This is a genomic window from Acetobacterium sp. KB-1, assembly GCF_003260995.1.
Classification (GTDB): domain Bacteria; phylum Bacillota; class Clostridia; order Eubacteriales; family Eubacteriaceae; genus Acetobacterium; species Acetobacterium carbinolicum.
Map to the genome: position 1 here is coordinate 3,157,516 of NZ_CP030040.1, position 12,046 is coordinate 3,169,561.

11 protein-coding genes are annotated in these 12,046 nt (G+C 40.2%); 8 read left to right on the forward strand and 3 right to left on the reverse strand.

All coding sequences use genetic code 11. From position 1 onward, the window contains the following. Window positions 1–40 precede the first annotated feature (40 nt). Window positions 41–967, reverse strand: a complete 927-nt coding sequence (locus DOZ58_RS14585; protein WP_111888962.1) for a polysaccharide deacetylase family protein — start codon at window positions 965–967, stop codon at window positions 41–43. Window positions 968–1,258: 291 nt separating this feature from the next. Between DOZ58_RS14585 and DOZ58_RS14590 the strand changes: the two genes are divergently transcribed. From DOZ58_RS14590 to DOZ58_RS14605, 4 genes are all read left to right on the forward strand, one after another. Beyond that, entirely contained in the window at window positions 1,259–2,176 is a 918-nt protein-coding gene (locus DOZ58_RS14590) for an AEC family transporter (protein WP_111888963.1), read from the forward strand. Window positions 2,177–2,349: 173 nt separating this feature from the next. Next, the gene (locus tag DOZ58_RS14595) at window positions 2,350–2,886 is read left to right on the forward strand and encodes a DUF2284 domain-containing protein (protein ID WP_111888964.1); all 537 of its coding nucleotides are present in this window, start codon (window positions 2,350–2,352) and stop codon (window positions 2,884–2,886) included. A 462-nt stretch (window positions 2,887–3,348) separates the two neighbouring features. Continuing rightward, a complete protein-coding gene (locus tag DOZ58_RS14600; protein WP_111888965.1) occupies window positions 3,349–3,978 on the forward strand; it encodes a corrinoid protein in 630 nt (209 codons plus the stop codon). Window positions 3,979–4,045: 67 nt separating this feature from the next. Beyond that, window positions 4,046–5,023 carry a uroporphyrinogen decarboxylase family protein gene (locus tag DOZ58_RS14605; RefSeq protein ID WP_111888966.1) on the forward strand — a complete coding sequence of 326 codons (978 nt, stop codon included), beginning with the start codon at window positions 4,046–4,048 and terminating at the stop codon, window positions 5,021–5,023. A gap of 88 nt (window positions 5,024–5,111) precedes the next feature. Here the strand turns inward: DOZ58_RS14605 and DOZ58_RS14610 are convergent, their stop codons facing one another. After that, a complete protein-coding gene (locus DOZ58_RS14610; protein ID WP_111888967.1) occupies window positions 5,112–5,522 on the reverse strand; it encodes a hypothetical protein in 411 nt (136 codons plus the stop codon). A gap of 189 nt (window positions 5,523–5,711) precedes the next feature. Here DOZ58_RS14610 and DOZ58_RS14615 point away from each other — a divergent pair, with 189 nt between their 5' ends. From DOZ58_RS14615 to DOZ58_RS14630, 4 genes are all read left to right on the forward strand, one after another. Next, complete coding sequence (locus DOZ58_RS14615; protein ID WP_162624540.1) at window positions 5,712–6,443, forward strand: LytTR family DNA-binding domain-containing protein; 732 nt, start codon at window positions 5,712–5,714, stop codon at window positions 6,441–6,443. Next, entirely contained in the window at window positions 6,433–7,818 is a 1,386-nt protein-coding gene (locus DOZ58_RS14620; protein ID WP_111888969.1) for a sensor histidine kinase, read from the forward strand. The genes DOZ58_RS14615 and DOZ58_RS14620 overlap by 11 nt, the downstream gene beginning before the upstream one ends. Window positions 7,819–7,956: 138 nt before the next feature. Continuing rightward, complete coding sequence (locus DOZ58_RS14625) at window positions 7,957–8,985, forward strand: 3-deoxy-7-phosphoheptulonate synthase (protein ID WP_111888970.1); 1,029 nt, start codon at window positions 7,957–7,959, stop codon at window positions 8,983–8,985. A gap of 265 nt (window positions 8,986–9,250) precedes the next feature. Further along, window positions 9,251–10,906, forward strand: a complete 1,656-nt coding sequence (locus DOZ58_RS14630; RefSeq protein ID WP_162624541.1) for an HD domain-containing phosphohydrolase — start codon at window positions 9,251–9,253, stop codon at window positions 10,904–10,906. 120 nt (window positions 10,907–11,026) lie between these two features. Here DOZ58_RS14630 and DOZ58_RS14635 read toward each other — a convergent pair whose 3' ends face one another. Continuing rightward, complete coding sequence (locus DOZ58_RS14635; RefSeq protein WP_111888972.1) at window positions 11,027–11,812, reverse strand: alpha/beta fold hydrolase; 786 nt, start codon at window positions 11,810–11,812, stop codon at window positions 11,027–11,029. Window positions 11,813–12,046: the final 234 nt, after the last annotated feature.

A 12,046-nucleotide genomic window follows, 5' to 3' on the forward strand; every position in this document is an offset into this window, starting at 1 on the left:
TTACTTAAGAGTAGCATTTATTTATTATAGATGGGTGATTTTATAGCTCTAAATGGCGTGGATAGGTATAATCGGCTTCCATATTCAAAAAGGTGTAACCTTCTTCCTGGAGCGTTTCTATCACAACTGACATGGCTTCCCGGCTGGACGATTTGAGTTCGGCGTGGGACAAAACAACCGAAACATCGTGTTGCCGGCAACTTTCAATAATTTTTTGAGCAATCACATCACTTGGTGGCGGATCGGCGCAGCCATCGCCGGAAGAAACATTCCAGTCACTATAATTATAGCCCCGGTCTAAGATACCTTGAATACAGGCTTCGTTAGAATTCATTGACCCACCTGGAAAACGGAAAATACGGCTGGTATTGTCTTGAACGGTTATCTTCTTCTGGAATTGATCCAGTGCATCGACGTCAGCAAAAAACGCTTCTGGCGTATCATAGAGACCGTAGTCGTGGCTACTGGTATGATTGGCCAGGGTATGGCCTTCATCCACAATGCGGCGATACATGTTTTTGGCATGATCATTGTCGTGAAGGGTTGTAAAGAAGGTTCCTTTTATATTGTAGTCAGCGAGGGTATCTAAAAGCTCTCCGGTATCGTCGCTGGGACCATCATCGAAGGTTAGAAAGACCACTTTGATTCCGTCAGTATCTCCGCTTCGAAGACGAGATTTTATATCAGCGAAGGGATCTGCATTATTCACCTGTGGTGGCGGATCGGCCTTGATATTTTTGTTGGTTGTATTGTTTGTGGTTTCTGATTTTGGCGCATTGGTTTCCGACGAATTAGCAGAAGAAGTCTGGAGGATTTGTGCTTGAGAGTGGAAAGCCGCGGCCATTTTTGTCATTAAAAAAAATAAGGACATCATAATCATTACGATCAGAATAAGACTCAAAACAGATAATGTCAGGAATCGGGGCATGTTTTTTACTCTTAATTTTGAAGAGGAGTTCTTTCTCATTGCGACCTCAGTTTTTTTTCAATCAGGTTAAAGTGCCAGCATCATCGATGCTGACCTGCCAATAACTAATTGTAGCAGAAAATGAACTTAATGTGCAATTGATTTCTCGCATTTTTACAGAAATTTAAAACGCGTCTGCATCCAAGGCCTCAGAATTGTGATTTTAATATCGTAAAGAATTAAGTCAGTCTGGTAAGATAAAACGAGTTCAAAAATAAACAAGGTAATTAATAATTGGTTGAATTTAAACTAAGCTTATGATAGCCTATCTTTTATTTGAAGGAGATGCTTATGAACATCAACGTAGTGATTAATCAGATGTTGGAGCTGTTTATAATTCTGACACTTGGCTATATTTCAGCAAAACGAAAGATTGTCAGCCCGAAATTCGGAGCCCAGCTTTCTAACTTTATTTTAAGCATTACCCTGCCATGTATGATGTTAGCTTCGGTGGCGTCAATGCCTAAGGATACAGATCATAAAGAGGTCGTAATGATGTTTGTAATTGCAATTCTTTTTTATATAGTGATGCCGTTCATTGCCTATTTTATTACAAGAATACTGCTAGTAAAGAAAGAAGACCGTCATTTATACATGTATATGACGATATGGTCTAACGTGGGTTTTATGGGTTTTCCGGTGATTGCATCAATTTTTGGTGCTGGTGCGATTTTTTATGCCACTATCTTTAATCTTATTTTTAATGTCAGCAACTTTACCCTTGGGATCATGCTGATGTCAAAGGAAGGAAGAAAAGCACTGGATGTAAAAAAATTTTTGTCCCCGGGAATAATGGCATCAATTGCATCAGTGATCATGTTTAGTCTCAAATTGCAACTCCCGGTGCTACTCAATGATACCGCAAAAACAGTTGGCAGTACCACGTCAGCTTTGGCTATGATTGTCATTGGCATCGCATTAGCAGAAATTCCGATTAAAAGTGTTTTTACGGAGATTCGGCTTTATCCTTACGTGATTATTAAGCAGATTCTGCTGCCTTTATTTGCCTGGATAGTATTAAAAAATGTGATTGTGAACCCTTATTTACTTGGAATTGTGATTGTGATTATTGCCATGCCCGTGGCAACATCGACCGTTCTTTTTGCCAACCAATATGAAAATAACGTTTGCCTGGCAACCAAAGGTGTATTTATTACGACCCTGGCATCAGTTGTTACCATTCCAATGATCAGTTATCTGTTGATGTAAGGCATTAAAATAAGTCAGTAAATTAACAGATGATAAATTTAAATATATTTAAGTGGCAGGGTATCAATTGTTATTTGAGAAAAGGCTATATTTATACGAAACAATATGCTAGAATAGTTAATAATTTAGTGGGAACTAAGAATAATTCTCACAGAAACCGGAGAAAATTTAAAATGGAATTAACAGAAGTATTAGATTTGGCAGACAAAAGCGGTTTTAGCCGAGCGGCGGAACTAAAGGTATCAACGATTGATTTAAATCCCCAGGTAAGACAAATGTGTGCTGATAATAAATGTAAAATTTATGATACCAATTGGGCATGTCCGCCGGGGTGTGGAACCTTGGACGAATGTGGTAAAAAGGTTAATAACTATCAGTATGGTGTGATTCTCCAAACGACTGGAGAATTGGAAGATAGTTTTGATTTTGAAGGCATGGAAGAAATTAAGGAAAAGCACAATGTGAGCTTTGATCAACTGGTGAATGCATTGTTTGACAAAAAAGCCGATATGCTTCCCTTGGGAGACGGCTGTTGTTCCTTATGTAAAAAATGCACCTATCCGGATGAAGCCTGTCGTTTCCCCGAAAAGGCCTTCTCATCCATGGAAGCCTTTGGGATTCTCGTCAGTGATTTGTGTAAATTAAATAATCTGGAATATTACTACGGACCGAATACGCTTACCTATGTGGGCTGCATATTATTTAATTAGCATATTGTTTAAGTAGATAGGTAGGTGAGCAAAGATAAAAAGTGCTCCTGATCTGAATAAGCAGATCGGGAGCACTCTTTTACGTTGTTTGCGCGTGCCGTTTGGGAGATAGAAACCAAATTGTTGGTTTAGTAAATGAAACCAGTTTCCTAATTAGTAAAAATGACAAAATTTATAAATAAAGGTTGACATAAACATTAAATTGATTTAAAATTTGTTTAGGTTGCGGTGTGTAGCCTGGTGACAAAAGAATCAGAGAAAATTTTGGGGCACCAAGTGTAATCGATATCAGGCTGCAAAAACGATTAGCGTTTAAATCATCGTTTTCGTTATGGTTTTACCTGAAAGCCCCTGAAAAAGAAGAACAATTAACCGTTCTCGCTCACACTGGCGGGAATCGTTAATGGAACTGATATCGTATTTCGATATCATCAATAAATAATCAAACAGGAGGAAAAAAACATGTCAAAAATTGAAGAAGTTAAAGCAAAGGTTGAAGCAGGAAAGTCTAAATTAGTACCAGGGCTGGTACAGGAAGCCCTTGATGAAGGCAGTGCACCAGGTGAAATTCTCCAGGCGATGGTCGATTCCATGGGTGTTGTTGGGGACAAATTCTCTTCTGGCGAAATTTTTGTTCCAGAAATGCTCATCGCTGCCAAAGCCATGTCAAAAGGGGTTGAGGTCTTAAAACCACTGATGGCTGGTGACGGCTCTGCCTCTCTGGGTACTTGTGTTATCGGTACCGTGGCTGGGGATCTTCACGATATTGGCAAAAATCTGGTATCGATGATGATCGAAAGTGCTGGGTTCGATATGGTTGATTTGGGTGTTGATGTACCGGCTGATACCTTCGTTTCCGCCGTTAAAGACAATGACAATGTGAAAATTGTCGCGTGCTCGGGTCTTCTGACCACCACCATGCCCGCCTTAAAAGAAGCCGTAGCAACGGTAAAAGCAGCTTGCCCGGATGTAAAAGTTATTGTTGGTGGAGCCCCGGTAACACCGGAATATGCCGCCGAAGTTGGTGCTGACGGCTATGCACCAGATGCTGGCAGTGCCGCTGTCAAAGCCAAAGAACTGGTATCGGCATAATAAGAATTAATAATTTGCCATAGGGTCCATTTATAATTGTTTAAACCAAAATACAGGAGGCTTAAAAATGTTAACAAAACGACAAAACCTATTAGAAACGATCAAAGGTGGAAATCCCGATCGATTTGTAAAACAATATGAGTTTATGAATCTTATCATGGAAGCGCCGCTGGGTGCGATGGTTGGTCCTGGACAAACAATCAAAAATGGTTGGGGAATTACCTTTACCTGGCCGGAAGGGCAATTGGGAGGATTTCCAGTCCATGATGATGAACATAAGGTATTAAAGGATATTACTGACTGGAAAAATCAGGTTAAAGCACCTACGGTTGAAACTTCTGATGAGGCTTGGGCGGCAGCGGTTGCACACGCCAATGCTGTTGATCGAAATGAAGAGTTCGTAACGGCCTTTGTGGCACCAGGAATCTTTGAAATGACCCATCATTTGATGAGCATGGAAGATGCGCTGATGGCCTTGTATGAAGAGCCAGAGGATATGCATGATCTGATTGACTATCTGGTTGAGTATGAACTGGCATATGCCAAAGAAATGATTAGCCGTCTTCATCCGGATTGTATTTTCCATCATGATGATTGGGGTAGTCAGATTTCTTCTTTCGTTTCGCCGGAAATGTTTGCGGAGTTCTTTGTACCGGCCTATAAAAAAATCTATGGTTATTATAAAGACAATGGTGTTGAACTGATTGTTCATCATAGTGACTCTTATGCTGCGAATCTGGTACCAGCCATGATTGAAATGGGAATTGACATCTGGCAGGGTGTCATGACGACCAACAACGTACCGGAGTTGATTAAAAAATACGGTGGTCAAATTTCCTTTATGGGCGATATTGATAGTGGCGTTGTCGACTTCCCTGGCTGGACTCCCGAGATCATTTTTGAAAAAACGAAAGAAGCCTGCGAGCGGTGCGGAAAACTTTATTTCATTCCCGGAGCAAGCCATGGTTTGAATTTTGGTTGCTTCCCGGGTGTTTATGAATCTAATGACGAAGCCATTGACAAAATGAGTGCGTTAATGTTTTAAAGATCCTGAAAATAAATAAAGTCAATAAACTAAAGCGAAACATAAAACCGCCGGAACAATTGTTCCGGCGGTTTTGATTTTTTGTGTTTTATTTGAAAGATGCGGTCGGGTTGCCATTATCAAGTTTCAGGGTGATTTCAGAAACTGAGAATAAATCGATTTTTGACCATTCAAAGGTTGTTCCCTCCGAATCAGCAATCATCAGATCCCAGTATTGTTCTTCTACCTCTGAATCGAAGACAATATCGGTAGTACTTCCGGTTGGCAAGGTATCGGTTGTTAGGATATCCTCGCCCCAGCTTTCTTCACCGGTTGGGGAAACAAAGACAGCGTAAATTTCAATCCCGGTTTCATTGACAATGGTGAAATCCTGGGAATAAACGGTATCTTTGTCAGTGGATGAAGAATCATTCGCTGCGGATGAACTGCCACAACCTGCGAAAATAAACACCGATAAAGCAAAAACCATGAGTACACTAAAAAATTTCATTCTTTTCATTTTTAACACCTCTTAAATAAATTTATGTTAGAACTATCATACCAACAAATAGTTTTGAGAACAATTCAATTTCACGAACAAAAACAGGGTTTCACGCCACAATTATGTTGCAAACAAATTGTTAAATAAGCTTCAATATGATAAAATTAGTAAAAATAGTTGATGATGAGTGGTCAGATGGAGGATAGCGTGGTTTATATCGCAGTTTGTGAAGATGAATTTGAGTATCAGAAAAAAATTAATCATTTCATAAATAATTACGGAGTTAGCAATGGTTGCGACTTTGAAATCACTTTCTTTTCTACGGCTGAAGATTTTTGGGAAAGTTTTCAGGCTAGCTATTTTAATATCATCTTTCTGGATATTTACTTAGAAAATGGTAACGGCATTGAAATTGGAAAGGAACTTAGAAGTCTGGGGGAGGATTGCCAAATTGTATTTATTACCTCAAGCAGAGACTATGCAATTGAAGGGTTTGAGTTAAAAGCACGACACTACATCATCAAGCCGATTTCAGAAGAAAAAATAGTTGAAGCATTAAATCGATGTCTGGCAATGCTAACTGAGGACTGCAAAGCGATTAAAATTCCGGTTGGAAAACTTGAACGCGCGATTCGATTAAAAGATATCATTTATGTGGAAGTTTTCAATAAGGTTTCCATCATTCATACCGCTAATGAAGAAATAAAAACGTATCTGCCCTTAACCCAATTGGAAAGCGTGCTGGGCGGGTCCCCTTTTTTACGCTGTCACCGTTGCAGTATTGTAAACATGAATTGTGTTGAGGACTTTACAACGACTGATTTTATAATGAAAAATGGCGACCGGGTCGGGATACCCAGAAGTAACAGCGTAGCAGTTCGACAGCAGTATCTGGACTTTGTGTTTTCAAAAGTACGAGGTGACATAAGTGCTAAATAGTTATCTTAACATTGCCTGGGGTATTGGTTTGTCGATACTCCCTTATTTTATTTTGGCCTTTATTCCGGTATGGAATCAGCTTCGGTATTCAAAAAAAACGGTTATTACCGCTGGAACCCTGTGTATGCTACTAAACATCGTTTCAGTTATCCTAATTATTGAGTGGGTGCCGGATTGGAACAGTCTGCGCTTTTTTCACAGTGTTGTTTTTTTGCTTCTCTATGTAGGAGTTTACACGGCGGTGGTTAAGGGAACCCCATCAAAGTTGGTGTTTATTGCCTTTCTGGTAAAAAGCTATGCCGATTTTATTGTCAACATGGCCAAGTTTCTGGAGGTTTCTTACCTTACCTATGGTTTGCACAAGGTTTATGTCCAGACCTCCTATTCTTTTTATTTCAACTTGTTTCAATGCGTAATCCTAATGGTGACCTATCCGCTGGTATGGATTTTTTTCAGAAAAAAAATCAGTAAGGTCATGCAGACCCATAACAAAGCATGGCGTTATCTGTGGATTATCCCGATGGTCTACTACATTATCAGCTTGTCATTCGGGGCCATGAATGCAAAACTGATTGCCCAATGGCAGTTTCTGGTGTTTAATACGGTAGCATTTTTGGGATTTTACCTGATTTATTATGTAGTTATTGAAATGCTGGAACAATCCCAGAAAAATATGATTTTAACGGAAAGCAATGAAATCATCAAACAGCAGCTCTTGTTCCAATCAGAATACTATAAAAAATTTGGTGAGTGTATTGAAGAAACCCGGAAAGGTGAACATGATCTGCGGCATCATCTAAACACTGTGCTGGGGCTGATCCAGCAACAGAATGACAACAAGGCTGAAAGATATATTTTCGAACTGTTAGGAAACCGATTGAGCATTTCGGATGTGCTCTACTGCGGGAATGATGCGGTTAATGCGATCCTTAGTTATTATGCCAATATCTGTAAGTCAGAAGCCATTGATTTATTCATTGAAACAATGGTTCCCGGGGATTTGGAAATTGATGAAACGGATTTATGTGTTGTTTTTGGGAATGTGCTGGAAAATGCCCTGGAAGCCTGTCGATGCATCATCTCAGGAGATAAAATTATTAAACTGTCGTCCCAATTTATTGGCAACAAGCTATATATTAGTGTAGACAACCGCTATGCCGGAGAAGTTCACATTAAAAATGGGGTTTTCCTTTCCAACAAAAGAGCGGAAGCTTCCGGCATTGGCATTATTTCGGTGACGGCCATTGCGAAGAAGTATGATGGGGAGGCGCGCTTTGAAGCGGGTGATCAGGAATTCAGGGTTTCTGTAGTTTTGTCCAATCAGGATCACACAAAACAGAGGAAAGCCCGAACCTTACGACCGGTTTTGGATTAAATAATAAGTCTTGTCAGGTCGGTAATTAATCTTTATAATAAATATAACAAAAACGTGGCTTATTTTAGAGCCAAGGTGAAATGGTGATCAGAAACCAGATTGTGTGAAATACGAAAAAAATTAAAAAGGGAGTAATAAATGAGTTTTGAGTTAATCCAGGAAATTCCGTCACCCCGCGAAATTTTTAAAATGATGCCACTGTCCGAAGCGGGTAAAAGAATAAAAGTCCAACGGGACCAAATAATCAGAAATATTTTCGAAGGAAAAGATGACCGTTTTATTTTAATTATTGGGCCCTGCTCCGCAGACAATGAAACGGCAGTAATTGATTATGTGAACCGTCTAAGTGTTATTCAAAAAGAAGTGGAAGATAAGATTGTGATAATCCCACGAATTTATACCAATAAACCGAGAACGACCGGAGAAGGTTATAAGGGAATGCTTCACCAGCCGGATGCCAACAAGAAGGCTAACATGGTAGAAGGGATTAAAGCGATTCGGCAATTGCATATCCGCTCCATTGAAGAAACGGGTTTGTCCTGTGCGGATGAGATGCTGTATCCGGAAAATTATGCCTATCTGGAAGATCTGCTCAGTTATGTGGCGATTGGGGCCCGGTCGGTTGAAAACCAGAAGCACCGTCTCACTGTCTCCGGACTGGAAATCCCGGTGGGAATGAAAAATCCAACCAGTGGCGATATCACCGTGATGCTAAATTCGATTCAGGCCGGTCAGGCAGAGCATACTTTTATCTACCGGGGTTGGGAAGTGAAAACCTCTGGAAATCCCCTGACCCATGCCATTATGCGTGGATCAGTAGATCAGCATGGACGCAATTATCCGAATTATCATTATGAGGATATCATGCACCTGATTAGACTTTATGAAAAACGTGATTTTTCCTGTCCAGCAATTATTATTGATTTAAATCATGCCAATTCCAACAAGTGTTTTGGTGAGCAACCCCGGATCGCCCGGGAAGTACTGCGTAATCGCCATTACGATACCGATTTGAAAAAATATGTTAAGGGTCTAATGATCGAAAGCTATATAGAAGAAGGCAATCAACCGGTTGATGGTGGGGTATACGGAAAATCGATTACCGATTCCTGTCTGGGCTGGAAGGCTTCACATGAGCTAATTCGGACCATTGCAGAAAAAGTATAACAAATAAAAAAAAGTGGCAACGTCGTCAAGCCTTTATTATTAAAGGTCTGACGGCTTTTTTTATGGAAAAATAAGGAGACATCCTGGCTTAGTGACTAAAATAGGGAACGTGGGGTATCTAATAGACAAACCCTATTGTTAAAATGATTGAAAATAGTTGCTGAAAGGGTCATGGAATATGAATAATATCCGTAAACAAAAGATCGACAAAGTGACGGGATTTATCAGAACGTTATTTAGCCACCTGAAAAGGCAAACTGTCAGAATGAAAAATAATGGCGCTGGTTACCAGGATCTTAACGACTTAAAAAATCACTTGTTTTACATAATCACTTTTTATTTTATTTTGTTGGGCCCGGTACTCTTTTTTTATGGCGCCTATTTATTTTATCAAGAAGGCGAGTATGTAACCGCTACTCTTGAATTTTGTCTCTATTTTGTCGCGGTTTTTGTTCTGTTGAACTGGAAAATTAATCTTCGCTTTAAAAAACTGTTCTTCCTGCTGATTTGTTATTTTGTCAGTGTGCTGGTACTTTTTGTGGCTGGACCAATGGGGGCCGGAATGGTGTGTGTAACAGTGGTACTGGTTTTATCGGGATCTTTGCTTGACAGACGTTGGGTGCTGAAATTCATTACTTTTAATCTGTTTACTTTTGTACTCATCACTATTTTGTTGGATCGCGGTTTTTTTAATGAATTTGCCATTGCCGATTACGGTTCGATCTGGCTGATCGTTGCCGTCAGCAGCCAGGTTCTTGGCATTGGTTTATTGTTTATTATTCAAACAATCGATGATGAGCTGGACAAACAGTCAAAAATTGTAGCCAAAGCTAAAGAGAAGCTGGAAATCAGTGAGCAGAAATACCGCTATTTAAGCTATCATGATCACTTGACCGGAGTTTATAATCGACTGTTTTGGGAAGAAGAGCAAAAACGGATTGGTAGCGAGAATCAGCTGCCCATCTCAATCATAATCGGGGATATCAATGGGATCAAACTAATAAACGATGCATTTGGTCATGAAGCCGGGGATCGGATTATTATAGAAACAGCACGAATTATGAAAAGCTGTTGTCATGATGATGCGTTGATGGCCAGAACCGGTGGGGATGAATTTAGTATTCTAATGCCAAAAACATCCCGGGAAACGGCTTTAGAACGAATGGATGAAATTAAAGAGGCGTTTATTTTGCATAATCGCCGGATTTTGAATGAGGCTTTTCATATCAATGTGGCATTGGGATCGGGCACCAAAGAAAAGCCCCATGGCGATTTGAAGCAAACCATTAAAAGAGCTGAGCTATATATGAATAGCCGTAAGTTACTGGAACAACGAAGCTCCCACAGTACAATTATTTCATCAATCAAGGCGACAATGTATGAGAAAAGTCATGAAACGGAGGAACATTCCGAGCGGTTGGCAGCCCTGTCCCGCATGGTTGGTGAAGCCTTAAAGCTGTCGCAGATTGAACTGGATCATCTGGAGCTTCTGGCGACCCTTCACGATATTGGCAAGGTGGGAATTGATGATCGGATTTTAGGAAAACCGGGAAAATTGACAGATGAAGAATGGCTTGAAATGAAAAAGCATCCTGAAATCGGCTACCGGATTGCCGCGGCTTCTCCCGAGCTGGTATCAATCTCAGAGTTTATTCTTAGTCATCATGAGCATTGGGATGGCAGCGGTTACCCGAAAGGTTTAGCGGGTGAGGCGATTCCCTTACTGTCTCGGATCATTGCCGTGACGGACGCCTATGATGCGATGACGGAAAATCGTGTTTATCGGAAAGCGATGGATCGCGAAAGTGCGATAGCAGAAATCAAGAACAATGCCGGAACTCAGTTTGATCCTGAGATTGCAAAATTGTTTGCCGGAATGATGAAACAAACAGAAGAACGTATTATCGGAAGAATTGATTAAATGAGTTAGAAAAATGCGGCAGATTCTTTAATTTAAGAACGAACCGCATTTTTTAGAATTTTGTATAATTGAACAGCATCACTGTGAATTCACGAAGTTAAGAAAATCGATTTAAATGGCTCATTGATCCAGAAACAGATTGATAATTAAATGAAACTTATCCGGGTTTTGAAACATCAGACCATGTCCTGCTTCGGCAATTAAAACGAGTTTGGAGTTGGGTAGCTTGCTGGCCAGATATTGGGCATTTTCCGAGGGCAAAATAAGATCGTCTTTACCGTCAATAACCAGGGTTTCATGCTGGAGAAAGGGGATTCGATTGCAGGAACCCTCCCATTTATTGATAGCCTCGGCCTGTTTGATTATCGCATCGGGATTCATGGTCCCCAGTGGACGATAAAATATTTCCCGAATCCGATCCTGATTGTTTTTTATCCACTCTGATGGAAAAATAAGTCGTAACCATTCATGAACCTTTTCAGAAGGGGAGCTCAGGGTGTTTTCAAGTTTGGAAAGTACCTTTGGCTCCGGTGGAAAAATTTCCGGATGACAAAGCGAAGCGTAAAGGATCAGCTTGTTAACAATTTCAGGATGCCTCAAGGCTAATTCTTGGGCAATAGAGGCACCCATGGACCAGCCCAGCACATGTGCTTTTTCGATCTTTAAAGCAAGCATGAATTCATAGGTGTCCTCGGCAAATTGTTCAATCGTAAAATCCTTGTGACCAGAACTGGTTTCTCCCATGCCGCGATTATCAAAAACAATGACTTTGTATTTTTTCGCCAGGGAACGAAGAAGCCGTTCCTCCCAAAGGTTCATGGTACCGCCATAACCCATAATTAAAAGCAGAGGATACCCGTCTCCGTAAGTGCGATAGCTCATATTGATGTCTTCAACTCTTACCATAACAACACCTCTCTTTAAGAAATTAATGATCGTATATTTAATACCCACAAAGAAGGAGTTTATCAGCCTCTTGCTATAAATATTTGAAAAAACAGAGGGGAGTCCTGTTTCGAAAATAGCAAAATAGACCGGATTGCATATTTACAAAAGAGTTACAAACGTTTACAATGCAGCTATTTACTTATGACAGAAAGATGATACAATATAATTGAATCAAGGATCAACCAATCCTTT